We start from the raw sequence: 26,024 nt of genomic DNA, 5'->3' as shown, positions 1-26,024 counted from the left end.
TAGCCTTTGGCAATAATAAATAATTGATAAATAGCTAATAGCCAAAAGCCATTAGCCAAAAGCTTAAAAAATGCAAAGTTTTAGAACCGAAATAGAGAATCCGATTGTCCAAAAGGATATAATCGATTTAGAAAGAAAAATTGCTTTATTCCGCGATGGAAAAATCGATGACGAACGTTTTCGTTCTCTTCGTTTAGCAAGAGGTGTATATGGGCAACGTCAAGAAGGCGTGCAAATGATTCGTATCAAATTGCCTTTTGGTAAAGTGACAAGCGAACAATTGCATCGTATTTGTAAAGTTTCTGAAGAATATTCTACGGGACGTTTGCACATTACTACGCGTCAGGATATCCAAATTCACTATGTGAGTTTAGATAGAACACCACAACTTTGGGCCGAGTTAGAGAAAGATGATGTTACCTTAAGAGAAGCTTGCGGGAATACTGTTAGAAATATTACAGCAAGTGAAACTGCTGGTATCGACCCAGACGAACCTTTCGATGTGTCTCCATATGCACACGCACTATTTGAATTTTTCTTGAGAAATCCAGTGTGTCAGGAAATGGGACGTAAATTCAAAATGTCTTTTTCTTCTTCTGATAAAGATACCGCTTTAAGCTATTTGCACGATTTAGGATTTATTCCAAAGATTGTCGATGGTCAAAAAGGATTTAAAGTATTGTTTGGAGGTGGTTTAGGGTCACAACCTAGTCACGCCGAATTATTGTCTGAATTCATTCCTGCCAATCAAATCATTCCAACCACAGAAGGAATATTGAGAATTTTTGACCGTCACGGCGAAAGAGCCAAACGATTGAAAGCGAGAATGAAGTTTTTGGTTAAAGAAATCGGAAAAGAAGAATTTTTGCGTTTGGTCGAAGAAGAGAAAAAAGCCCTTTCACATCAAGTAGTTGAAATTGATACAACTCCTTTTGAAAAAGCCATTCCAACGCCAATATTGGATGCTCCACAAGTAGTGATTGATGATGTTGCTGCCTTCGAAGCTTGGAAAAAAGCCAATGTTATTCCGCAGAAACAAGCGGGTTATGTCGCTATCGGAATCAAAGTAGCTCTTGGCGATTTTTATATTGACAAAGCCCGACAATTGGCTGATTTAATCAAAAATTATGCAACCAACGAATTGCGTTTTACGTTGCGTCAAGATATTTTAATTCGTCATATAAAAGAAGAAGCGCTGCCTTTCTTCTATCAAGAATTAGCCAAATTAGATTTTGTTGCCTTAGGATACAATAGCACCGCAGATATTACCGCTTGTCCTGGAACCGATACTTGTAATTTAGGAATCGCGAGTAGTACTGGAATTGCAGTAGAATTAGAAAGAGTTTTGGCGACAGAATATCCACACTATGCCAATTCAAACGAAATCACTATCAAGATTAGTGGTTGTATGAACGCTTGTGGGCAACACAATATGGCCGAAATTGGTTTCCAAGGAATGTCTATCAATGCGGGTAAATTGGTAGCACCAGCTTTACAAGTATTGTTAGGTGGAGGAAATTTAGGAAACGGACAAGGACGTTTTTCTGATAAAGTAATCAAAATCCCAAGTCGTCGTGGCCCAGAAGCCTTGCGATTGATTTTGAATGATTTTGAAGCCAATGCCAACGGTCAGTCATTTTTAAACTATTACGATGCTAAAGGCGAGAAATATTTCTATGAATTTTTGAAACCCTTAGCCGATGTGACCAATTTAACCGAAGCTGATTTTGTAGATTGGGGCAACGCCGATAATTATGTGAAAGCAGTTGGAGTGGGCGAATGTGCGGGAGTGGTAATTGATTTAGTTGCGACTTTGTTGTACGAAGCCAAAGACAAATTGACGTTTGCACAAGAAGCTTTCGAGGATAAAAAATGGTCGGATGCGATTTATTTAGCTTATGCTGGATTTGTAAATGGAGCCAAAGCTTTGTTATTAGCCGAAAACCAAAAAACAAATCATCACGCAGGAATCATCGATTTGTTTGATACCGTTTTTGTTGAAACGAATAAAATACAATTAGCCACTTCTTTTAAAGAATTGGTTTATAAAATAAGAGAAAACGAACCATCTGAAACTTTTGCCAAAGAATACATTGCGACAGCAACTGCGTTTTTTGAAACGATTGAAACATACAGAGCACTAGATTTATCAAAAGCATAAAAGCGGAAGCGTATGAGCTATAAAATAACAAGTACCAATTCTTCCTCCCTCCCTTTTGGGCCGGGCCGGGGTGGGGCTCCTAAAGTTACTTTAGTAGGTGCAGGCCCAGGTGACCCAGACCTTTTGACTATAAAAGGGGTAAAAGCTTTGGCTGAAGCCGATGTCGTTTTGTATGATGCTTTGGCTAACGAAGAGTTAATGGAGTTTGCGCCAAAATCTTCAATCAAGATATTTGTAGGCAAACGCAAAGGAAGTCACGCCTATTCACAGGAGCAAATCAATCAGTTAATTGTTGATAATGCCTTGACTTACGGTCACGTTGTTCGATTAAAAGGAGGTGACCCTTTTATTTTTGGACGTGGAAGTGAAGAAATTGAGCACGCTGAAAGCTTTGGAATTCCTACCTTTGTCGTTCCAGGTATTTCATCATCAATTGCAGTTCCTGCTTATCAAGGGATTTCGTTGACAAAACGTGGTGTTTCAGAGAGCTTTTGGGTAATTACTGGCACAACATCGGCAAGAAAATTATCAGATGATGTTCAGCTAGCAGCCAAATCAACGGCAACGGTGGTGATTTTAATGGGAATGAGTAAATTGGCGCAAATTGTTGCCCTGTTTCAAGAGGAAAGCAAAGGTGAAACGCCGATTGCCATCATTCAAAACGGAACGACTCCTGAAGAAAGAATTGGAGTAGGAACGATTGATACGATAGAAGCTGTTGTAGCGGCACATAATTTGAGCAATCCCGCCATCATTGTAATTGGCGAAGTGGTAAAAGAAAGCAACAAGTTAAAAGGATTTTACGAAGAATTTATCGTAGCGTCAGGTCGTGACCTGACCTAAATAAACAAAACCGTCAGGTTTTAATCTGACCCAAAAAAATAAACAATGGAAAGAAACGAATTATATCCCGTATTTTTAAAACTACATCAATTAAATATTTTGATTGTAGGTGGCGGAAATGTGGGTTTAGAAAAGTTATCTTTTATGTTGAAATCAAGCCCAAATGCGAATGTCGAAGTGGTGGCGCCGCGATTTCTTCCCGAGTTGGAAGCTTTGGCTGAAAAACATCCTTCAGTAAAATTGACGCCAAAGAAATTCAATCGTTGGATGCTTCGCAAGCGTAATTTAGTAATAGCTTGCACCGATGATTTGAAGGTGAACAAACGCGTGTATGATTTATCCAGAAAGCGTTATTTGATTTGTAATATTGCCGATACACCCGATTTATGCGATTATTATTTGGGCGGAATTGTGACCAAAGGCAATGTGAAAATCGCCATTTCAACCAACGGCAAATCACCGACAACCGCCAAGCGATTGCGTGAATTTTTTGAAGAGGTTATTCCAGAAGATGTGAATAAAATGGTAGAAAACTTGAATGAATATCGCAAAACGTTGAAAGGAAATTTTGAAGAAAAGGTGCAGCGAATGAACGAAATCACCGAGGCATTAAAAAATAATAAATAATACGCGTACCGTAGGGACAGGTCGCGACCTGTCCTTCATTACAATAAAAAAAATACCCAAGTGATATTTATCACGAATCCTCAAATGAATTAATCGTTTATTTGAACACCGTAGGGATAGGTCCAACCTGTCCGTACAAAATGAAAAAAAAGAAGTAATAAGTATAAATAAAAAAAGATGGTTAAAACAGATATATTAATAATAGGAGCAGGACCAACAGGGCTTTTCGCCGTTTTCGAAGCAGGATTATTAAAATTAAAATGTCATATTTTGGATGCCTTGCCACAGCCAGGCGGACAATTATCAGAATTGTATCCTAAGAAACCTATTTATGATATTCCAGGATTTCCAGAAGTATTAGCTGGAGATTTGGTGGATAATTTAATGGAGCAAATCAAGCAATTCGAGCCTGGATTTACCCTTGGAGAACGTGCAGAAACCATCGAAAAACAAGAAGATGGTAGCTTTATTGTAACCTCTAATAAAGGGAAAAAATTCCACGCTCCAGTTATTGCTATTGCAGGAGGCTTAGGAAGTTTTGAACCAAGAAAACCTTTGATTGAAGACATTGAGTTTTATGAAGACAAAGGAATCAAATACTTTATCAAAAATCCTGAAAAATTCCGTGATAAGAGAGTGGTGATTGCTGGTGGTGGAGATTCTGCTTTAGACTGGAGTATTTTCTTGTCGAATGTAGCATCAGAGGTAACTTTGATTCACCGTCGTAACGAATTCCGCGGCGCATTAGATTCTGTAGAAAAAGTACAAGAATTAAAATCTGCTGGAAAAATCAGATTGATAACACCAGGCGAAGTAGTAGGCTTAAATGGTGCCGAGCATATCGAATCTGTAGTAGTTGAGGACGATAAAGGCGCTAAGCAAACCATCGCTACCGATTATTTTATTCCACTTTTCGGTCTTACGCCAAAATTAGGACCTATTGCCGATTGGGGATTAGAAATCGAAAAAAACGCCATCAAAGTAAACAATGCTTTAGATTATCAAACCAACATTCCTGGGATTTTCGCCATTGGAGACGTAAATACTTATCCAGGAAAATTAAAATTGATTCTTTGCGGATTCCACGAAGCCACGTTAATGTGTCAAGCGGCTTACCAAATTATCAATCCAGGTAAAAAATATGTGATGAAATACACCACCGTTTCCGGTGTTGACGGATTCGACGGAACCCGTAAAGAAGCGCCAAAAGCAGTAGTGAAAGCGATCGTTTAATCTTAGATACTAAGTTTTTTACCAATTGATGATATCAAGATAGAAATCTAAGATTTTAAATACTAAAGCTCAAACTTGTTCTATAGTTTGAGCTTTTTTATTTATATCTTTGTGAGAAATTATAATTAATTCATTTATGAATTTAGCCACAAGAAAATACAATTTCATTCAAGAACTATCTACTGTAGATGAGGATCTTATGGAAAAACTGGAACTGTTGGTAAAGGCTAGTAAAAAGGATTGGTACAGTGATTTGTCTGTAAAAGAAAAAGAAGAAATTGAAATTGGCATTTCCCAAGCCGAAAATAATGATTTAGTAAGCCATACAACTATTATGGATAAATTTGCAAAATGGCATTAAGTCTTCTATGGACTCCACAGGCAGAGAAGGGTTTAGAAAGCGTCCTTGTTTATTTAGACAAATTTTGGTCTACAAAAGAAATTTTGCAATTGGAAGAAAAAATAAAACACGTTACAAGTTTAATTATTCTTTACCCTGAATTATTTCCAAAATCTACAACCCACCCACTTTTACACAAAGCAATTATAGATAAAAATAACTATCTGGTTTACCGAATTAATACCCGATTAAAACGAATTGAAATTATTAATTACAGAGGGACAAAGAAAAAGCCTAAGTATTAAAGTAGTTTAAAAAGGTTTAAATTGTTTGAAAGTTTGAGTGAAGCGTCCATACGACGACAATCTTAAACAACTTTAAACCTTTTTTTAAACTTTTAAACTTTTAAACTTCTAAAAAAACACTTGCAATTGTTAGCGTTATGTCGTTACTTTGCACCGTTCCTATTTTTATTGAAAGTTATCACGAAAGGCGGAGGGAAAAGACCCGATGAAACCTTAGCAACCCTTTACTTTTTTAAAGAAGGTGCTACATTCTACCAAGCATAGCGCGGATAGATAACAACAAAATACAGTCTCGTATTTTTTCAAACCCCTTTCCCGATACATTTTTAAATAATTGAATGAGCGCATCATTGCCGCTTTTTTGGCATCAACGTTCCCGCTATCCACTATATCTTTTATGCTGAACACCAGCATAAAAGGATGTCGTTGCTATCGGGGCTAAAGAGTTGGCAATAGGCTTATTTAGAAACAAAAAAACAATGTATTTCTTCAAAAAGGAGAAATAATAGAAACTATAAATTAAAAAAAGCTTTGCGCCCTTGCGCCTTAGCGGTCTAAAATAAAGTATGTCAACAATACAAGAAGAAATTAAAAAAAGAATTCTCGTGCTCGACGGAGCGATGGGAACAATGTTGCAACGCTACAATTTCTCCGAAGAAGATTTTCGTGGCGAACGATTCAAAGATTTTCCGCATCCGTTAAAAGGGAACAATGATTTATTGTCTCTCACGCAACCACAGGCCATCAAAGCCGTGCACGCCGCCTATTTTGAGGCTGGAGCCGATATTGTAGAAACCAACACCTTCTCAGGAACCACCATCGGAATGGCCGATTATCATTTGGAGGATTTGGTATACGAACTCAACTACGAATCCGCTAAACTAGCCCGAGAAGTAGCCGATGAATTCACCGCAAAAAATCCAGACCAACCGCGTTTTGTAGCGGGTTCCATCGGACCCACGAACAGAACTGCAAGTATGTCGCCCGATGTGAATGACCCAGGATACCGCGCCGTAACTTTTGATGATTTACGCATCGCTTACAAACAACAAGTCGAAGCCTTGTTGGATGGTGGTTCTGACATTCTTTTGGTCGAAACTATTTTCGATACCTTGAATGCCAAAGCCGCACTTTTTGCCATCGAAGAAGTCAAAGAAGAACGCAACATCGATGTGCCTATTATGGTTTCTGGAACCATCACCGATGCTTCAGGAAGAACCCTTTCTGGACAAACCGTTGAGGCTTTCTTGATTTCGGTTTCGCATATTCCGTTGTTGAGTGTAGGATTCAATTGCGCATTGGGTGCCGATTTGCTCAAGCCTTATTTGCAAACCTTGTCGCATAATACTTCTTTCAATATTTCAGCGCATCCTAATGCAGGTTTGCCAAACGCCTTTGGAGAATACGACGAAACACCTGAAGAAATGCAAGCGCAAATCCGTTCTTATTTAGAAGACAATTTAATCAACATCATAGGAGGCTGCTGCGGCACCACCCCAGAACACATCAAATTAATCGCCGATATCGCTAAGGAGTATAAGCCGAGGGTTTCAACGGCGGTGATGTGATAATTTTTATTGATAAATAAATGAAATTAAAATATTTAGTTTTAATAGTTATTGTTTCTCTTTTTTTGAGTAGATGTGCTACCAGTGCAACTATAGAAGGTATGACTGTTAAAGATTATAAAGTTGAAAAACAGACTGGAGATAAGCTTTTTATTAAATCTGTCAGGGGTGGAAAAAAGACAAATCCATTGTGGGTTTCTAATATCACGAATAATAATTTTGAAGAAGCATTAAAAAAATCGATTCTTGAATCTAATGCCTTTGGAAAAATTGATTCTATTTCCGATGGTGATTGGGTACTTGAAGTTAATCTGATTTCTGTAAGTAGGCCAATGGGATTTAACTTGACTGTTAATACTGTGATAGAGTACAATTTGTATGATAACAGCAAGTTGATTTTTACCAAAAAGATTAGTCAATCTGGAAGTGCTACTTTCTCGGATGCTTTATATGGAACTAAAAGATTGCGATTGGCAAATGAAAATTCGGCAAGAAATAATATAAGAGAAATGCTCCAAAGTCTTAAAGAAGTTGCTCCTGAAAACAGTATAAAAATTCCATAGGAACGCCCCATTTTGTAGCAACGGATTTTAATCCGTTGGGTGTAGAAATGAAACATAATTGCAGAAACAAAATTTATTCCGTTGTGGATTAATAGAAGATAATAAATGAAAATGCAAGAAGGAAATAATTATGTAATAGAGGTACAGCAAATAAAGAAAGCGATTTTGAGAAGTCGTTACGAGGCTGCTGCGCTTGCTAATGCCGAATTATTGAAATTGTATTTTGGGATTGGGCAATATGTATCTTTTCATAGCCGAAACAAAAATTGGGGAAAGGGAGCCATTGATAGTATTTCGAGTTTGTTGCAACAAGAGCTTCACGGTTTGAGAGGTTTTTCGGCAACTAATATAAAGAATATGCGTCTTTTTTATGAGGGTTGGGAGTTTATGCAGCCATTTTTGATAGACGAAAAAGAACCTTTATTTCAATTTTCGGAAGAAGAATTAAATCGGCAGTTGCCGTCTGCCGAATTGAAAAACCAAAATCGTCAGTTGGCAACTGGCGATTTGAATAATAGTTTTGTAATTCGTCAGTTGCCAACTGACGAATTACAAAATGAGTTTAATACTATGTTTTTAAAAATCGGTTTTACGCATCATATTGCTATAATAAATAATACCGAGGGCATAGAAGAACGTGTGTTTTATATCCAAAAAACAGCCACTGAATTTTGGAACAACACGACTTTAAAACATCATTTAAAGTCGGATTTGTATCAAAGACAAGGAAAATTGGCGCATAATTTTCAAAGCACTTTATCTGAAAATGCTTTTAGGCAAAAAGCATTGATGGCTTTTAAAGATGAAATGTTGTTGGATTTTATCAATATTGAAGATGCCGATGAAGAACCAAACGAACGTGTTTTGGAAAATGCCATTGTGCAGAATATCAAAAAATTCATAATGGCTTTGGGGTCTGAATTTAGTTTTATTGGGAATCAGCACCGATTGCTTATTGAGGACGAAGAGTATTTTATAGACTTGCTATTTTTTAACCGAAAAATTCAAAGTTTAGTAGCTATAGAATTGAAAAAGGGGAAGTTTAAAGCGGAATATGTTGGTAAAATGAATCTCTATCTTTCGGCATTGGACGAAATGGTGAAACAGCCACACGAAAACCCGTCCATTGGAATTATTCTTTGCAAAGAAAAGAACAATAAAATAGTAGAATTTGCATTCCGAGATACCTCGAAACCAATGGGAGTAGTAACGTATAAAACATATAATGATTTGCCAGAAGCTTATAGAAATATTCTGCCAGATACGGAAACGTTGAAATCCTTGTTGTAATGAAGAAAATAAAATTGATAAAAAAAGAAAGTGGTCGTTTAGCACTTTTGCGTGAGGGATAGTAGTGGAGCTCTTTTTTCTTGATTTTTTTTATCAAGAAAAAAAGCGGGAACGGATAGCCCGGCCCTTGGGACACGCCCAAAGAATTAAGCATAGTATCTATAAGATTTTGTAAATCATGTAGGATAGAAAATAATAAGGATTTTGCTTGACTCCTTGTAATGACAAGCAAGACGATCAGAAAAAGTTCCATAGGAACGACTTATTTTGTAGCAACGGATTTTAATCCGTTGGATAAAGAAACGATAAATAATGTAGCGACGGAATTTATTCCGTTGAAAATAGAAAGAAATGGCAGAAAAAAGAAGAAACCTAGTATTATCTGGATTGGAACCCTTAATCATCACGCCCGATAGCGTATTTGTGAATGTGGGGGAACGAACCAATGTGACGGGTTCGCGAAAATTTCTTCGATTGATAAAGGAAGAGAAATACGATGAGGCGCTGGATATAGCACGCCAACAAGTAGAAGGTGGCGCGCAGATTATCGATATCAATATGGACGAAGGGATGTTGGATGGCGAATATGCTATGACCAAATTCCTGAATTTGATTGCGGCTGAACCGGATATTTCGCGTGTGCCAATTATGATTGACAGCTCGAAATGGGAAATCATTGAGGCGGGATTGAAAGTGGTGCAGGGGAAATGTGTCGTGAATTCGATTTCATTGAAAGAAGGCGAGGAGCGATTCATTCATCACGCAAACTTAATCAAACGTTATGGTGCGGCGGTGATTGTGATGGCTTTTGACGAAGTAGGTCAGGCCGATAATTATGAAAGACGTATCGAAATTTGTCAACGTTCCTATGATATTTTGTTAGGAATTGGATTCCCTCCACAAGATATCATCTTCGATTTGAATATTTTTCCCGTTGCGACAGGGATGGAAGAACACCGCTTGAATGCTTTGGATTTCTTTAGAGGAACCAAATGGGTTCGCGAAAATTTACCGCACGCACACATTAGTGGTGGGGTGAGTAATGTGTCGTTTTCGTTTAGAGGAAATGATGTGGTGAGAGAGGCGATGCACTCGGTTTTCTTGTACCACGCGATTCAAAACGGAATGACGATGGGAATTGTAAACCCAGAAATGTTGTCGATTTACGATGAGATTCCAAAAGATTTATTAGAATACGTTGAAGATGTGATTCTGGACAGACGCGATGATGCTACAGAGCGTTTGTTGGACTTTGCAGAAAATGTAAAAGGAGACGGTTCCAAAACAAATGAAGCGGTAATACAAGAATGGCGTAATGGAACCGTACAGGAAAGAATCACGCACTCTTTGGTAAAAGGAGTGGATGCGTTTATAGAAATTGATGTAGAAGAGGCACGTTTGGCCGCCGAAAAGCCCATCGAAGTAATCGAAATCAACTTGATGACGGGGATGAATGTCGTTGGAGATTTGTTTGGTTCTGGAAAAATGTTTTTGCCACAAGTGGTAAAATCGGCACGTGTGATGAAAAAAGCAGTGGCTTATCTACTTCCGTACATTGAAGCGGCCAAGCAAGTTGGAGACAAATCTGGAAACGGAAAAATATTGATGGCCACTGTAAAAGGTGATGTTCACGATATTGGAAAAAATATTGTTTCTGTAGTATTGGCTTGTAATAATTATGAGATAGTCGATTTGGGTGTGATGGTGCCTCCAGAAAAAATTATTGCTGCAGCTATTGAGCACGAGGTAGATATTATTGGATTGAGCGGATTGATTACGCCGTCATTGGATGAAATGGTGTATTTGGCGAAAGAGCTGGACAAACGCAATATGAAAATCCCTGTAATGATTGGTGGAGCCACTACTTCGCGAGCGCATACTGCGGTTAAAATTGCGCCTCAATACAGAGAAACGGTAATTCACGTAAACGATGCTTCGAGAGCGGTGACCGTAGCGGGTAATTTATTGGACCATAACCGAAAAATTTATGCTAGCGATATTCGTGCAGAATACGATGCTTTTAGAGAAACATTCTTGAATCGTTCACGAGATAAAAATTTCTTGTCTATCGAGGAAGCCAGAAAAAATAAATTGCAATTGGATTGGGATAATTTTACTCCAGTACAACCTAAAGTGATTGGCAAACAAATCGTAGAAGTCGATTTAGAAACTTTGGTGCCTTATATCGATTGGACGCCGTTTTTCAGAACTTGGGAGTTATTCGGGAAGTATCCTGCAATTTTAACCGATGAAGTTGTGGGTGAACAAGCCACTTCGGTTTTTGCAGATGCACAAGCGATGTTGAAAGTGATTTTGGAGGAGAAAAAGTTAACCGCAAAAGGCGTTTACGGAATTTTCCCTGCGAATCAAATCAATGATGATGATATCGAATTGAGAGATGAAAACGGAAATCCATTACAAACATTCTTGACTTTGCGTCAGCAAGCTCAAAAAACCAAAGGAGCGCCAAACATTGCATTGTCTGATTTTATTGTGCCAAAAGATAGTGGAAAAGTGGATTACATGGGAGCTTTTTGTGTGACTACTGGTTTTGGAGTAGACGAATGGGCTGCCGAATTTGAAGCCGCATTAGACGATTATAATTCGATTATGGTGAAGGCGTTGGCCGACCGTTTTGCAGAAGCTTTTGCCGAATATTTACACGAGAAAGTGCGTAAAGAATTTTGGGGATATGCTGCTGATGAGGTGTTAAGCAAAGAAGACTTGATTGAAGAATCGTATAAAGGAATCCGTCCAGCACCAGGATATCCAGCATGTCCAGACCATTTAGAGAAACCGACTATTTGGAAATTATTGAACGTTGAAGAAGAAATTGGAGTAACCTTAACTGAAAGTATGGCGATGTGGCCAGCTTCATCCGTTTCTGGTTACTATTTTGGAAATCCAGAGAGCAAGTATTTCGGACTAGGTAAAATCAAAGAAGACCAAGTAATTGATTACGCAAAACGAAGAAATGTTTCGACCGATGTAGCAATGAAATGGTTGAATCCGAATATAGCTGATTAGTAATAGTTTAAAGTTGAAAATTTGTTTAAAGTTTAAAGTTTAAAGTTGTTCGAAAGAACCTTAAACCTTAAACCTTAAACTTCAAACTAAGAAAAATGAAGGTAACACAACATATAGAAAACGCCAAAGGAGAAACCTTGTTTTCTTTTGAAATTATTCCGCCACAAAAAGGCAAAAGCATTCAGGAATTATATGACAACATCGATCCGTTGATGGAGTTCAAACCACCATTTATTGATGTGACCACTTCTCGTGAAGAGTTTATCTACGTAAATAAAGGGAATGGGCTATTAGAAAAGAAGTTGACAAGAATGCGTCCAGGAACTTTGGGTATTTGTGCTTCTATCAAACATAAATACAATGTTGACACGGTGCCGCACGTACTTTGCGGAGGTTTTACGAAAGAAGAAACAGAATATTTGTTGGTGGATTGTCATTACTTAGGCATTGACAATGTGATGGCTTTGCGTGGTGATGCGATGAAAGACGAACAATCGTTTGTGCCAACCAATGGAGGTAATAAATATGCTTCCGATTTAGTAAGCCAAATTTATCAATTGAACCAAGGGAAGTATTTGCACGAAGTAATGGACATTGATAATAAAGCCGATTTTTGTATTGGTGTAGCGGGTTATCCTGAGAAGCATTTGGAATCCCCTTCTTTGCAAACCGATTTGAAACGTCTTAAAGAAAAAGTAGATGCAGGAGCGGATTATGTCGTTACCCAAATGTTTTTTGATAATGCTAAATATTTCGAATTTGTAGCCAAAGCCAGAGAAATGGGCATTACAGTTCCGATTATTCCAGGGATAAAACCTATTGCGGTAGAAAGACATTTGCAAGTGTTGCCACAAATTTTCCGTATCGATTTGCCAGAAGATTTAATTGCTGCGGTAGAAAAATGTAAAAACAATGCCGAAATTCGTCAAGTTGGAATAGAATGGGCGATTCAACAATCTATAGAATTAAAAACTGCAGGAGTTCCTGTTTTGCATTACTATTCTATGGGAAAATCAGAGAACATTAGACAAATCGCAAGTCAGATTTTTTAATAAAAGGATTATATTATTTCAATTGGAAGTACTCGATGAGCTTTTGGCTTGTCGGGTATTTTTTTTGTTATAAATCTAAAGTGAAATTGGGAAAGCTGTGGGTTTTTTGTTGTTCTTACACATTGTTGATTTAAAGTTGTATATTTATTTGATTTAAAGCGATTTAGCTAAAGATTAAAGCAGTATTTATGAACTTAAAAATACAAATTAATAAAATTAGACGAAAATTAATGAGAGTTCTTATAAAAGATCTTGGAAGATCGTCGAATACCAATAAGGGAACAATGGATCTCCAACAAGTAAAGAGAGTCTTGATTTCGAGACCCAATCACCGTTTAGGAAACTTGTTGCTAATTACACCTTTGGTACAAGAAGTACAAAATCTTTTCCCGAATGCAACTATTGATGTTTTTATAAAAGGGAATCTTGGTCCTATTGTTTTTGAAAATTTCACAAATGTAAATCAGATTATTCGTTTGCCTAAAAAGCATTTTGATGAATTAGGAAACTATATGAATGGCTGGTTGAAACTGAAGAAAAATAAGTACGATTTGGCCATCAATGCTGATAAAAATTCTTCATCAGGTCGTTTGTCTATACAGCTTGTCAATGCAAAATTCAAATGTTTTGGGGAACAAGCAACTGACCTTTCTAGCCAATTTTCTGACTATACTCATATTGCAAAGTATCCTGTGTATGATTTGCGTCATTTTCTTGCTTCGGTAGGAATGAAAGTGCCGAGCAAACCAATTCCTAATTTGCTTTTGCAATTAAGTCCTGAAGAAGTAGCTAAAGGGAAAGCGCTTTTGGATGCCATTGTTCCAGCAACTAAAAAAACGATTTGTCTTTTCACTTTTGCCACGGGAGCCAAATGTTATTCGGTGGAATGGTGGGCCGTTTTTTATGAAAGAATCTTAAAAGAATTTCCAGACTACAATATTTTGGAAGTGTTGCCTGTAGAAAATGTGTCGCAAATACATTTTGCTGCGCCAACCTATTACAGCAAAGACATTAGAGAAATCACAGCATTCTTTAAAAATACAGCTGTTTTTGTGGGCGCTGATAGCGGAATGATGCATTTGGCTAGTGCCGCTCAATTACCAGTAGTAGGTTTGTTTTCGGTTACCAAAACAGATAAATATGCACCCTACGGTGCAAAAAGTGTCGCAATCAATACCAACGAAACTACAATTGACGATTGGATTCAAGCGATAAAAGATAGCTTGGAATAATTAGTGAATAGTAACTAGTCCTTAGCAGTTAGTTCTTAGTTCTTAGTTTTTTTGCTATTCACTAATTACTAATCACTAGGGACTAACCTCTACTTCGTAATTTCCCTAAATACCGCTTCTAGATTTTTGTTTTTCTGGTTGAGTTGCAAGGTTTTTAAACCATTGTCGTGAGCGAAATCGAATACGGTTGGACGCATATCTTGACTCGACAAAAAGGTCAGTTCCCATAGATAATCACTGTTTTTGATGAATGATTTTAAATGTGGAATGGAGTTGATTTGGTCTTCGGTTACTTTTAAATCAAATTCTACTTCTATGACTTGTTCTTTGTCGGCGGCAATCAAAACTTCTAATTTTTTGTCAGCTACAATTTTCCCTTTATCAATAATAATGACACGGTCACAAATCGCTTCTACTTCTTGCATAATATGAGTAGACAGAAAAACGGTTTTGTCTTTCCCTACGTTTTTAATCACATTTCGAATCTCAACCAATTGATTCGGGTCTAAACCTGTAGTAGGCTCGTCAAGAATGAGTACTTCTGGATTGTGCAATAAGGCATTGGCTAATCCCACACGCTGACGATATCCTTTGGAGAGTTGTCCTATTTTTTTATGACTTTCGGGAGTTAATCCTGTTAATTCAATTACTTCTTGAATACGAGAGGAGGGTACTTTGTACACATCGGCATTAAAAGCCAGATATTCTCTAACATACAAATCCAAATACAACGGATTGTGCTCAGGTAGATAACCAATTATCTTTTGTACTTCTTTGGTGTCTGAAATAACATTTTTATCATTTACTAGCGCTACGCCTTCATCTGCCGCTAGATAAGTGGTCAATATTTTCATCAAAGTAGATTTTCCAGCGCCATTTGGACCAAGAAAACCAACGATTTCTCCTTTTTTTACAGAAAAAGTAATCGAGTCTAATGCTTTTTGAGCACCATAGCTTTTTGATAAATTTGTAACTTCTATAGACATAAGAATGATTTTGTTGCAAAAGTAAACAGAAAAACCAAGCTATGGAAGTTTCTTTGGATAGTATGAAAAAATATTGAGGGATTTTGTTTTTGCTGAATATCAATTTATCTCAGTTTTTGTCCTGCCAATGCGCTAAGATTTCTATATTTACTACAAACTTGTAGTTATGAGCGAAGACAAAACAAATTCTTTTTTAGAAAATTACAGCAGTATCCTATTGCTTTTGGGTGGGATTGTACTTGGTAGTTTGGCTGGATTGCTTTTTGGTAAAGACGTTGAGGTAATAAAACCGTTGGGTGATATTTTTCTTAATTTACTTTTTACAGCGATAATTCCATTGGTAATTTTTACTATAGCTTCCTCGATTGCTAATTTGCAAAAAAGCGACAAGCTTGGTAAACTTTTCGGAGTTGTTTTGGTTGTGTTTTTAGTAACGGTAATAATTTCTGCCATAGTAATGATTATTGGGATTTTTATTTTTCCTTTTGATCAGGCTGTTTTTTTGGCAAAATCTTCTCTAGCTACAGCTCATGAAAGCACTACGGGCTCACCTATTACACAATTGCTTACAGTAAATGATTTTTATGAAATTTTGTCTCGTAAAAACATGTTAGCTTTGATCTTTTTTTCTTTTTTAATGGGTTTTGCTACTTTGAATGCTGGCGAAAAGGGTAAGGATTTTGCTCGATTTTTGCATTCAGCGAACGAGGTGATGAAACAGTTGTTGGTAATCATTATGAAAGGAGCTCCTGTTGGGCTTGGGGCCTATTTTGCTTATCAAGTTGGGATTTTTGGACCACAGCTTTTTGGTGCCTATGCGAAACCACTAGCCGTTTATTATGGAATGTGTACTTTTTACTTCATAGTATTCTTTACTATCTATGCTTTTTTTTCGGGAGGTCTATTAGGAGTGAAAGTGTTTTGGAAAAACAATATCACGCCTTCCTTTACAGCAATAGGAACTTGCAGTAGTATTGCCACAATTCCAGCCAATCTTGAAGGGGCTCAACAAATGAAAATCCCTGCTTATATTCGAAACTTGGTAATTCCTTTGGGAGCGCCTTTGCATAAAGACGGTTCTAGTATGTCGTCTATTGTAAAAATAGCTGTAATTTTTGCTATTTTTGGTAAGGATTTCACAGATCCATTCACTATTCTAACAGCTATTGGAATAACAATTATTGTATCAGTAGTGGAAGGAGGGATTCCAAACGGTGGTTATATCGGAGAAATCTTAGCTATTACCATTTATGGTTTTCCAATGGAACAAGCCTTGCCCGCAGCTATGATTATTGGAACACTAGTCGACCCCATTGCTACTTTGCTCAATGCGAATGGCGATTTGATTTCGGCAATGATGGTCACGCGAATCGTTGAAGGTAAAAAATGGCTTTTAAGAGAAAATGAAATCAATTAAATCAAATCATACAAATAAAAATGAAAAAAATTAGTTTAGGATTGTTGGTCCTTTTTGGATTCATAGCTAATGCTCAAAATGGGATTCAGCAAAGCGAGGTTACTCGAATAGAAACAGAATTGGCGTCAGATGCTATGGAAGGAAGAGGGATGTTTACTCCAGGAATCGAAAAGGCATCGGCTTTTATCGAAGGAGAATTCAAACGAATTGGATTGACTCATTATAAAGATTTGACATCTTATAGTCAAGATTTTTTGATTAAAGGGAAAAAGGCCAATAATGTAATTGGAATTATTCCTGGAAAATCAAAGCCTAATGAATATGTTATTTTTTCTGGACATTACGACCATTTAGGATTGAAAGAGTCAGGAGATGATAAAATTTATAATGGTGCGAATGATGACGCTTCTGGCATCACAGCTGTAATTACTTTGGCGGACTTTTTTAAGCAAAAGAATGACAACGAACGAACACTTGTTTTTGTAGCATTCACAGGAGAAGAAACGGGTGGTTATGGTTCTGCTTTTTTCTCTAATTCCATCAATGCAGACGAAGTGGTGGCAATGTTCAATATCGAAATGATTGGAACCGATAGTAAATGGGGTAAAAACTCAGCTTATATTACAGGATTCGAGCGTTCTGATTTTGGAACTATTTTGCAAAAGAATTTGGTAGGTTCAGGATTCAATTTTTATCAAGATCCGTACCCTCAAGAACAATTGTTTTACCGTTCAGACAATGCAAGATTAGCTGCTTTAGGAGTTCCAGCGCATACTATTTCAACTTCAAAAATGGATATTGAACCGAATTATCATAAATTAAGTGATGAAGTGGGGACTTTAGATATGAATAATATGACGGAGATTATTAAGTCGATTGCCATCAGTTCACAAACTATAATCAGTGGAAAAGATACTCCTTCTCGTGTTCCAAAAATGAAAAATTAAATGAACAAGCTCTTTGGGGACTAGGATAATCGTTAAAAAGCAGGTGTTTTGCAAGGCTTTTTTTTTGTTATTGTTAATTGAAAGTTAATTTCACAAAGAAATCCGTTTTTGTTAATCATTTCGGTAATTTTTCTTTAGTTCTTTGGATTAAGTTTTTATCTTTGTCAAGAATTTATTCAGAAAAACAAATAAACAAAATGTCAAACAACCGTTTTTATTTTAGCTACACTTTTTATTTCTTCTTTGAGAAGTAAGGATTGTGCTATGGTTATTTGAAAGTAAAAAAGATACAAATAAAACTACGATACAATCCTGATGAAAATCAGGATTTTTTTTTGACTATATGAGAACAAAAATTGGAATTCAGGGAATTAAAGGGTCATTTCACCACCAAGTGGCTCAAGATTATTTTTATCAAAATATTGAGGTTGATGAATGTTTATCTTTCGAGGAGTTGGTAGATAGTTTGTTGAGTGGTAAATGTGATCAAGCGGTAATGGCTATTGAAAATTCTATTGCTGGGCCAATTATCCCAAATTATGCATTGATTGATAAGAATAATTTGCACATTATTGGGGAGCATTATCTGGATATTTTTCAAAATTTGATGGCTTTGCCCGGGCAATCGATAGAAGACATCAAAGAAGTACATTCTCATCCTATGGCGTTGTTGCAATGTATGGATTTTTTGAAAAAATACCCCAATATCAAATTGGTTGAGGATAAAGATACAGCCGAAACCGCTAGAAGAATTCATCAAAATCAAATCAAAGGTATCGCGGCAATTGCTAGTGTTGCTGCTGCAGAAATGTATGAATTGGAAATCATCGCGCCATCGATTCAGACGATTAAAAATAACATGACTCGATTTGTAATGCTCAAAAAAGAGAATTCATTCGCGTCTGAAGATAAGATAAACAGGGCTTCGCTCAAGTTTGAGTTAAATCATAAACGAGGAAGTTTGGCCGCTGTGCTCAATGTAATGAGTGATTGTAAATTGAATTTAACCAAAATACAGTCGCTTCCAAAAATTGAAACACCTTGGAAGTATTCTTTTTTCGTCGATGTGACTTTTGAAAAGTATGAAGACTATGCCAAAGCCAAATCGTTGGTGAGTATTATGGCAGATTATTTTAAGGTTTTAGGAGAATATCCCAATACAAAGCCATTACTTGAATCTCCAAACTAGAAAATAACAAATTCCAATTTAGAATAAAGCTAAAAAAATGATAACAACAGCCCAACGTTTAGCGATAGTTGAAGAATATTACTTCTCCTCAAAGTTGAGAGAAGTACGCCAATTGGCCGCCGAAGGAAAACCTGTAATCAATATGGGAATAGGTAGTCCAGATTTAAAACCTGCTCCTGCTGTTATTGCTGCAATGACTGCTACAATGCAAGACGAAAATGCACATCAGTATCAAAGCTATCAAGGTTTGCCTGAATTAAGACAAGCGATGGCTGATTTTTATGAGCGCAATTACCAAGTAACCCTAAATAGCACCACTGAAGTTTTGCCTTTGATGGGTTCCAAAGAAGGAATTATGCACATTTCGTTAGCGTTTTTGAATGAAGGTGATGGCGTTTTGATTCCAAATCCAGGGTATCCAACGTATACTTCGGTGACTAACTTAGTAGGTGCGGTGCCAATGTACTATGATTTGAAAGAAAGCACCAATTGGGAACCAGATTTTGAGGTTTTGGAAAAAATGGATTTGTCTAAAGTAAAATTGATGTGGATTGGGTATCCGCATATGCCTACAGGTGCCAGAGGGAATTTGGCTTTGTTTGAAAAATTAGTCGCTTTTGCACAAAAACACAACATTTTATTGGTCAATGATAATCCGTATAGTTTTGTTTTGAATGACCAACCTATGAGTTTGTTGCAAGTGGAAGGGGCAAAAGAAGTTGCATTGGAGTTGAATTCGTTGTCCAAAACATTCAATATGGCGGGATGGCGTGTAGGAATGGTTTCTGGAAATGCGGCTTGTATTGATGCGGTATTGAAAGTAAAAAGTAATATGGACAGCGGAATGTTTTACGGGATTCAAAAAGGGGCTATTGCAGCTTTGCAAAGTGATGCTTCTTGGTTCGACGAAATGAATGCGATTTACGCAAAACGCAGAATTTTAACCGAAGAATTAGCCGAGAAATTGGGTTGTGAGGTGTACAAAGAAGGCGTTGGATTGTTTGTTTGGGCGAAGCTTCCAGCAGGGATTACATCGGCGGAGGATTTTATTGATAAGATACTGTATGAGAAATATATCTTTATTACACCAGGAACTATTTTTGGTTCGAATGGCGAAGGCTATATCCGATTTGCTTTGTGTGTAAAAGAAGAAAAAATTGAAGAAGCGATTCGTCGTTTTTAGCAGATAATACCTAGCCCTGATAGTAGCGGCATCCTATTGTGGCGGGGTTCGCCACAATAGATATAGCGGATAGCAGGATTAGCTAATAATAAAAATTATAATGAATATACACGTAATAGGAATAGGTTTGATTGGAGGTTCGATGGTGTTGGATATAAAGGCCTTACACCCAGAAGCGACTATTTACGGAATGGACAAAAATGAAGCCCATTTGCAAGAGGCGATGGTGCTTGGGGTTGTGGAGAAAGCAGCTACGATGCAGGATTTGGCCGATGCGGATTATGTTATTGTTTCGGTTCCTGTGGATGTGGCGTTACAAGTGTTGCCCGAAGTTTTGGACCATATTGGCGAAAACACCATTGTTTTTGAAGTGGGTTCTACGAAAATGCCTATTTGTGAAGCGGTGGCCAATCATCCTAGAAGAAGAAATTATATTGCCACGCATCCTATTGCAGGAACGGAATTTTCGGGACCATCAGCGGCTATAAGAGGATTGTTTCAAGGAAAAACGAATATCATTTGTGAGGTGGAGAAAACGACTTTTAAGCTGCAAGAAAAAGCCATCGAATTGTTCAAAGAATTAGGAATGCGCATTCGATATATGGACCCGAAGTCGCACGATAAACACATTGCGTACGTATCGCATTTGTCGCACATTAGTTCGTTTATGTTAGGGAAAACGGTCATTAATAAAGAGAAAGACGAACAAGATATTTTTGATATGGCGGGTTCTGGTTTTGAGAGTACCGTGCGTTTGGCCAAGAGTTCGCCTGCGATGTGGACGCCTATTTTTAAGCAAAACAAGAAGCACGTAGTGAAAAGTCTGGAGGAATACATTGCCAATTTGACACAATTCAAAGACTTATTGAAAAGTGAAGAATACGAGGCTATTTATGATGAAATGCAGAGTGTGAATAAAATTAAAGCCATTTTGAATGGGATGAATACCAAAAAATAGGTAATAAAGAAAAGAATTAACACAAGAAACTATAGAATAATTTTAAAGATTAAAAACTAAAAAAATGGAAAACAAGAAAGAAATGAGAAATTGGTTGGAAGCGTTCAATTTGACGCATCCATTGGTGATAGCAGGACCTTGTAGCGCCGAAACAGAAGAGCAAGTATTGAAAATCGCACACGAATTGAAAGATTCTGATGTAAGTGTGTTTAGAGCTGGAATTTGGAAACCAAGAACGCGTCCAGGTGGATTTGAAGGTGTGGGAGAAATAGGATTGAAATGGTTGAAAAAAGCCAAAGCAGAAACAGGTTTGTTAATGGGAACTGAAGTAGCTACTGCTGCTCACTGTAAATTGGCTTTAGAAAATGATATTGATGTTTTATGGGTTGGGGCACGTACAACTGCCAATCCGTTTGCGGTTCAAGAAATTGCAGATACCTTGAAAGGGACAGACAAAATTGTTTTGATTAAAAATCCAGTGAACCCAGATTTAGCTTTGTGGTTGGGTGGTGTTGAGCGTTTGCATATGGCTGGAATAGAAAAATTAGGGGTGATTCACCGTGGTTTTTCTACTTACGAAAAAACAAAATACAGAAATATCCCAGAATGGCAAATTGCGATTGAATTGCAAAACAAATTCCCAGATTTGCCTTTGATTATTGACCCTTCTCACATTACTGGAAATCGTGATATGATTCTTGAAGTGACGCAAGAAGCTTTGGATTTGAATTATGACGGAATGATTATCGAGACACACACAGACCCTGATAACGCTTGGAGTGATGCTGCGCAACAAGTAACGCCGGATGCTTTGAAACAAATTTTCAAAGACTTGAGAGTTAGAAAACAAATCGATGTTTCGGATGAGTTTATGACTAAAATGAGTAAATTAAGAGCGAATATCGATGTATTAGACGCTAATTTATTGGAGCTTTTGAGCAAAAGAATGAAAGTGGCTGTAGAAATTGGTCAGGTTAAAAAAGAAGCAAACGTGGCGGTTTTACAAAACAATCGTTGGAATGAGATTTTAGGTAAAATGATTTTGGAAGGAGAAAAGAAAGGACTTTCGGAAGAGTTTGTCTTAAAAATGTTCAAAGCGATTCACCAAGAAAGTATCAACAAACAAGATAAAGTATTGAATTCGTAAAGATTTCTGACTTTAGATTTTATTAAATCCCAAGACCTTTGTTTTGGGATTTTTTTGTTTTTTTCTAGGGTTCTAAAATCATAAATATAAAATCGTTACTCTTCAATCATAAATCATTTATCTTTGCAAACATTTAAATCTAAAATCTGAAAATGACAGGAACAGTTTATAAATCTACAGGTAGTTGGTACACCGTGAAATCCGAGCAAGGCGATTTTATTGAGTGCAGGATGAAGGGGAAGTTCCGAATGAAAGGAATTAAAAGCACCAATCCCATTGCAGTGGGCGATGTAGTAGATTATGAATTGGAGGAGACTTCGGACACAGTTACGGGTACGATTCATCACATTCACGACCGTAAGAATTACATTGTTCGAAAATCGGTGAATTTGTCGCATCAAATGCATATTATTGCGGCCAATATTGACCGTGTTTTTCTGTTGATTACCATCAATAATCCTCCAACTACGTTTAGTTTTATCGATAGATTTTTGGTTACTGCCGAAGCCTATGGTATTGAGACTATTTTGGTTTTTAATAAAATTGATACTTTAGATGAAGTCACTTTAGACGAACAGTTGTACATGCAACATGTATATCAGGAAATTGGGTATCAATGTTTGCGTGTTTCAGCAGCTGAAGGCAAGGGAGTTGAAGATTTGAAAGCATTAATGATTGGTAAAACGAGTATGTTCTCGGGGCATTCGGGTGTAGGGAAATCGACTTTGGTTAATGCTTTGGAGCCCAGTTTGGATTTGAAAACCAAGAATATCTCCGAGCAAAGCAAACAAGGACAGCATACCACCACTTTTGCAGAGATGTATGACTTGTCTTTTGATGCTAGTATTATTGATACACCAGGTATCAAAGGATTTGGAATTGTCGATATGGAGCCTCAAGAAATTAGCGATTATTTTCCTGAATTTTTTAGATTGAAAGAACAATGCAAGTTCAACAATTGTTTGCATAAAGAAGAACCACATTGTGCCATAAAAGCCGCTTTAGATAAGGATGAAATTGCTTGGTCGCGTTACAATAGTTATCTTAAAATCCTTGAAGGTGATGATGAGCACTACCGCACTGATACCTATGATGAGGAGCGAAAAGCAAGTGATAAAACGAGGGAGTAAAGCCCCCTAACCCCCGAAGGCAATGTCATTAAGTTAAGAGATTTTAGATTGAAGATTAACGATTCTTGATTTTAGATTTTTGGAGCAAGTGAGTAAAAATCATATGATTTTCAGCATCTTAAACATCAATAATCAAGAATCGTTAATCAAAAATCAGCAATCATTTTGTCATTTAACCCTTAACTTAATGACATTGTCCCGAAGGGGGAACTCTAAAAGTGTGTTTAAATTGTTGTTGTATATGCTTTTTAATTCTTTTTTGATATGATTGATTTTATTTATTTACGTTATAATTCTCCCTTTGGGGTTAGGGGGCTTATGAGAGTCGTAATCCAAAGAGTAGCACATGCCTCAGTAACTGTTGAGGACAAGATAATAGCCGAAATCCAAAAAGGATTGTTGGTTTTAGTTGGAATCGAAGACGCCGATACCCAAGAAGATATGGATTGGTTGGTATCCAAAATTACCCAACTTCGCATTTTTGGTGATGAAAATGAGGTAATGAACCTTTCTATTCAAGATGTTGGGGGAGATGTGCTTGTGGTTAGTCAGTTTACGCTTCACGCAGCTACCAAAAAAGGGAATCGCCCTTCGTATATCAAAGCCGCAAAACCTGATATCGCTATTCCTATGTATGAGCGTTTCGTGAAAGCCTTAGAGAGCAAATTAGGAAAAAAAGTATCCACCGGTATTTTTGGTGCGGATATGAAAGTACTTTTGCTAAATGATGGCCCGGTAACTATTCAAATAGACTCGAAAAATAGGGAGTGATTTATTTTTTTATTGTCAGAATTAGAATATATTTGGGGAACCACAAATAAAATCTAAAAAAACAAATTAAGATACTTCAACGCATTGCGGCTGGAGTTTTTTTTTATGCTTTTTGGTTTTATTTAACCCAATATATTTTATGAAATTTAAGTTTGTTGCCTTGTTTTTATTTTGTTTTTTGTTACAAAGCTTAGTAGCACAAGAAGTAAAATTTACAGTTGCCTCCATTGCTGATAGTTTAAAAGCGAATGCCAATGCTGTAATTCGATTAGAGCAATTAGATATTAGCATTGCGTCGCAGCGCAAAATGACTGTCAAAATCAAACGTGTTATCACAGTTTTTAATCAGGCAGGGATGAGTGCTATTGACGCTTACCAGCACTATGATGCTACTAACTCTATTTCAAATATCCAAGCAATTGTAGTGGATGCCTTAGGCAACGAAATAAAGAAAATCAAAAGAAAAGATTTTAAAGATCATAGCGCAGTAGATGGGGGTACATTATATTCAGATAGTCGGGTTTTATATTTGGATTATACCCCCATTAGTTATCCATTTACTTTAATTTTTGAAACTGAAACAGAGACCGCTACCACTGCTTTTATTCCTAGATGGTATCCGTTATCGGAATATCAAGTGGGGGTTGAAAAAAGTGTATTACATGTGAATTATCCTGAAAACTTAGGTTTTAAGAAAAAAGAGCGCAATTTTCCCCATAAAAATATTGTAAAAATAACGGACTCGCCAACCCAATTGCAATATGAAGCTACCCAGCTGATACCCTTAAAATATGAAGATCTAAGTCCCGCATTTGAAGAAATTGTGCCTAATGTAATGATGGGACTCGAATTGTTTCACCTAGAAGGTGTAGATGGAAGTGCGAAAACATGGGAAGAATTTGGCAAATGGTGGGCAGATAAAATTTTAGCAGGAACAACTGAAATATCTGAAGAAACCAAACAAAAAATCAGAAATATAGTGGGTAACGAAAAGGATCCGCTAAAAAAAGCCCAGCTTGTATATGATTTTGTGCAACAAAAAGTGCGATACATTAGCATTCAAGAAGGTATTGGCGGATGGAAACCTATGTTGGCCTCAGATGTCGACCGTTTGGGTTATGGTGATTGCAAAGCCTTAACTAATTATACGCAAGCCCTTTTGTCGGCAGTTGGAGTTACTTCATATTATACCAAAGTATTTGGAGATAGAACCAAAAGGGATATTACAAAAGATTTTGTCTCGCAACAAGGGAATCACATTATTTTGGCTATCCCTAATGAGGGGAGATATACATGGTTGGAGTGCACCAGTCAAACCGATCCTTTTGGTTTTCAGGCCAATTTCACTGATGATAGAGATGTTTTGATCATAAAACCAGAAGGGGGCGAAATTATTCATACTAAAATTTACGAACCAATCGAAAATTCACAACGTAGTTTAGGTCATTTTATAATTGATGCAAATGGTGATTTTTTGGGAGAGATTCAAATTGCTTCTAGAGGTACTCAATATGGGCAAAAAGAAAGGATTGAACACATGCAGCCTGACGAAAAAGAAAAACATTACAAGGAATATTGGAGTAACATCAACAACTTAAAGCTTGAAAAAATAACTTTTGAAAATAATAAAAAAGATATTCTTTTTACCGAAAAAGCAAAACTAGCGGCTCAAAAGTATGGGGCTTTTGTCGGTAATAAAATGATGGTCGTACTAAATGCTTATAATCAATACAGCGGAGGGGTGAAGCGTATTCGGAATCGCAAGGCTCCTTTTGAAATTGCCCGAGGTTTTGTAGACGAAGACGAAATTACCATTCAATTACCAAATGGTTTTGCACTTGAGTTTCTGCCTCCAGCCTTTGAACGCAAAACCAAGTTTGGAACCTATTCCTTTACCTGCGAGAAAAAAGAAAACAATACGCTATTGTATAAAAGGATTTTTACTGTAAATACTGGAAAATATTCTAATAAAGAATACGATGAATACCGCTTGTTTCTTGAGCAAGTGAGTCAAAATGATAATGCTAAAATTATTTTAACCAAAACCCTTTAATG

Annotated in this window: 23 protein-coding genes and 1 riboswitch; of the genes, 22 read left to right on the top strand and 1 reads right to left on the bottom strand. The window is 37.0% G+C overall.

The features are described from left to right. Positions 1 to 70 precede the first annotated feature (70 nt). The 13 genes from BXU11_RS11845 to BXU11_RS11790 all read left to right on the top strand — a co-directional run bounded on the left by BXU11_RS11845 (position 71) and on the right by BXU11_RS11790 (position 14,241). Positions 71 to 2,161, top strand: coding sequence for a HEPN domain-containing protein (locus BXU11_RS11845; protein ID WP_078212679.1), 2,091 nt, complete (start codon positions 71 to 73; stop codon positions 2,159 to 2,161). A gap of 12 nt (positions 2,162 to 2,173) precedes the next feature. Next, a complete protein-coding gene (gene cobA / locus BXU11_RS11840) occupies positions 2,174 to 3,004 on the top strand; it encodes a uroporphyrinogen-III C-methyltransferase (RefSeq protein ID WP_078212678.1) in 831 nt (276 codons plus the stop codon). Between the two features lie 45 nt (positions 3,005 to 3,049). After that, positions 3,050 to 3,631 (top strand): bifunctional precorrin-2 dehydrogenase/sirohydrochlorin ferrochelatase, encoded by a 582-nt coding sequence (locus BXU11_RS11835; protein ID WP_078212677.1) that lies wholly within the window; start codon positions 3,050 to 3,052, stop codon positions 3,629 to 3,631. Positions 3,632 to 3,808: 177 nt separating this feature from the next. Then, entirely contained in the window at positions 3,809 to 4,864 is a 1,056-nt protein-coding gene (locus BXU11_RS11830; protein WP_078212676.1) for an NAD(P)/FAD-dependent oxidoreductase, read from the top strand. A 136-nt stretch (positions 4,865 to 5,000) separates the two neighbouring features. Further along, positions 5,001 to 5,225, top strand: coding sequence for a hypothetical protein (locus BXU11_RS11825; RefSeq protein ID WP_078212675.1), 225 nt, complete (start codon positions 5,001 to 5,003; stop codon positions 5,223 to 5,225). Further along, positions 5,216 to 5,509, top strand: coding sequence for a plasmid stabilization protein (locus BXU11_RS11820; protein ID WP_078212674.1), 294 nt, complete (start codon positions 5,216 to 5,218; stop codon positions 5,507 to 5,509). The genes BXU11_RS11825 and BXU11_RS11820 overlap by 10 nt, the downstream gene beginning before the upstream one ends. 172 nt (positions 5,510 to 5,681) lie before the next feature. Further along, positions 5,682 to 5,789: riboswitch (SAM riboswitch) on the top strand. Positions 5,790 to 6,075: 286 nt separating this feature from the next. Continuing rightward, positions 6,076 to 7,077, top strand: coding sequence for a homocysteine S-methyltransferase family protein (locus BXU11_RS11815; protein ID WP_078212673.1), 1,002 nt, complete (start codon positions 6,076 to 6,078; stop codon positions 7,075 to 7,077). Positions 7,078 to 7,097: 20 nt separating this feature from the next. Continuing rightward, the gene (locus tag BXU11_RS11810) at positions 7,098 to 7,640 is read left to right on the top strand and encodes a hypothetical protein (protein ID WP_078212672.1); all 543 of its coding nucleotides are present in this window, start codon (positions 7,098 to 7,100) and stop codon (positions 7,638 to 7,640) included. 105 nt (positions 7,641 to 7,745) lie between these two features. After that, positions 7,746 to 8,930, top strand: coding sequence for a YhcG family protein (locus BXU11_RS11805; protein WP_223253729.1), 1,185 nt, complete (start codon positions 7,746 to 7,748; stop codon positions 8,928 to 8,930). Between the two features lie 221 nt (positions 8,931 to 9,151). Beyond that, positions 9,152 to 9,346 carry a hypothetical protein gene (locus tag BXU11_RS17865; protein ID WP_155959420.1) on the top strand — a complete coding sequence of 65 codons (195 nt, stop codon included), beginning with the start codon at positions 9,152 to 9,154 and terminating at the stop codon, positions 9,344 to 9,346. Continuing rightward, a complete protein-coding gene (gene metH / locus BXU11_RS11800; protein WP_078212671.1) occupies positions 9,282 to 11,957 on the top strand; it encodes a methionine synthase in 2,676 nt (891 codons plus the stop codon). The genes BXU11_RS17865 and metH overlap by 65 nt, the downstream gene beginning before the upstream one ends. 95 nt (positions 11,958 to 12,052) lie before the next feature. Continuing rightward, positions 12,053 to 13,009 carry a methylenetetrahydrofolate reductase [NAD(P)H] gene (gene metF / locus BXU11_RS11795; protein ID WP_024981954.1) on the top strand — a complete coding sequence of 319 codons (957 nt, stop codon included), beginning with the start codon at positions 12,053 to 12,055 and terminating at the stop codon, positions 13,007 to 13,009. 188 nt (positions 13,010 to 13,197) lie between these two features. After that, complete coding sequence (locus BXU11_RS11790; protein WP_078212670.1) at positions 13,198 to 14,241, top strand: glycosyltransferase family 9 protein; 1,044 nt, start codon at positions 13,198 to 13,200, stop codon at positions 14,239 to 14,241. 89 nt (positions 14,242 to 14,330) lie between these two features. Here BXU11_RS11790 and gldA read toward each other — a convergent pair whose 3' ends face one another. Further along, positions 14,331 to 15,227, bottom strand: coding sequence for a gliding motility-associated ABC transporter ATP-binding subunit GldA (gldA, locus tag BXU11_RS11785; protein ID WP_024981956.1), 897 nt, complete (start codon positions 15,225 to 15,227; stop codon positions 14,331 to 14,333). 166 nt (positions 15,228 to 15,393) lie between these two features. On the opposite strand from gldA, the gene BXU11_RS11780 reads away from it, so the two are divergent. The 9 genes from BXU11_RS11780 to BXU11_RS11740 all read left to right on the top strand — a co-directional run bounded on the left by BXU11_RS11780 (position 15,394) and on the right by BXU11_RS11740 (position 26,022). Beyond that, entirely contained in the window at positions 15,394 to 16,644 is a 1,251-nt protein-coding gene (locus BXU11_RS11780) for a dicarboxylate/amino acid:cation symporter (protein ID WP_078212669.1), read from the top strand. Positions 16,645 to 16,664: 20 nt separating this feature from the next. Further along, on the top strand, positions 16,665 to 17,591 hold the full coding sequence (locus tag BXU11_RS11775) for a M28 family peptidase (protein WP_078212668.1): 927 nt from the start codon (positions 16,665 to 16,667) through the stop codon (positions 17,589 to 17,591). 343 nt (positions 17,592 to 17,934) lie between these two features. Further along, a complete protein-coding gene (locus BXU11_RS11770; RefSeq protein WP_078212667.1) occupies positions 17,935 to 18,780 on the top strand; it encodes a prephenate dehydratase in 846 nt (281 codons plus the stop codon). Between the two features lie 37 nt (positions 18,781 to 18,817). Beyond that, positions 18,818 to 19,963: a pyridoxal phosphate-dependent aminotransferase gene (locus tag BXU11_RS11765; protein WP_078212666.1), complete on the top strand. Its 1,146-nt coding sequence runs from the start codon at positions 18,818 to 18,820 to the stop codon at positions 19,961 to 19,963. Between the two features lie 100 nt (positions 19,964 to 20,063). Next, the gene (locus BXU11_RS11760; RefSeq protein WP_078212665.1) at positions 20,064 to 20,921 is read left to right on the top strand and encodes a prephenate dehydrogenase; all 858 of its coding nucleotides are present in this window, start codon (positions 20,064 to 20,066) and stop codon (positions 20,919 to 20,921) included. 64 nt (positions 20,922 to 20,985) lie between these two features. Then, positions 20,986 to 22,068: a bifunctional 3-deoxy-7-phosphoheptulonate synthase/chorismate mutase type II gene (locus BXU11_RS11755; RefSeq protein ID WP_078212664.1), complete on the top strand. Its 1,083-nt coding sequence runs from the start codon at positions 20,986 to 20,988 to the stop codon at positions 22,066 to 22,068. Positions 22,069 to 22,220: 152 nt separating this feature from the next. Next, on the top strand, positions 22,221 to 23,198 hold the full coding sequence (gene rsgA, locus BXU11_RS11750; protein ID WP_078212663.1) for a ribosome small subunit-dependent GTPase A: 978 nt from the start codon (positions 22,221 to 22,223) through the stop codon (positions 23,196 to 23,198). A 318-nt stretch (positions 23,199 to 23,516) separates the two neighbouring features. Beyond that, complete coding sequence (gene dtd, locus BXU11_RS11745; RefSeq protein WP_024981964.1) at positions 23,517 to 23,969, top strand: D-aminoacyl-tRNA deacylase; 453 nt, start codon at positions 23,517 to 23,519, stop codon at positions 23,967 to 23,969. Positions 23,970 to 24,108: 139 nt separating this feature from the next. Next, a complete protein-coding gene (locus BXU11_RS11740) occupies positions 24,109 to 26,022 on the top strand; it encodes a DUF3857 domain-containing protein (protein WP_078212662.1) in 1,914 nt (637 codons plus the stop codon). Positions 26,023 to 26,024 lie beyond the last annotated feature (2 nt).

It is taken from the genome of Flavobacterium sp. LM5, from assembly GCF_002017945.1.
GTDB classification, from domain to species: Bacteria; Bacteroidota; Bacteroidia; order Flavobacteriales; family Flavobacteriaceae; genus Flavobacterium; species Flavobacterium succinicans.
This window is presented reverse-complemented; position numbering and strand designations above follow the sequence as displayed.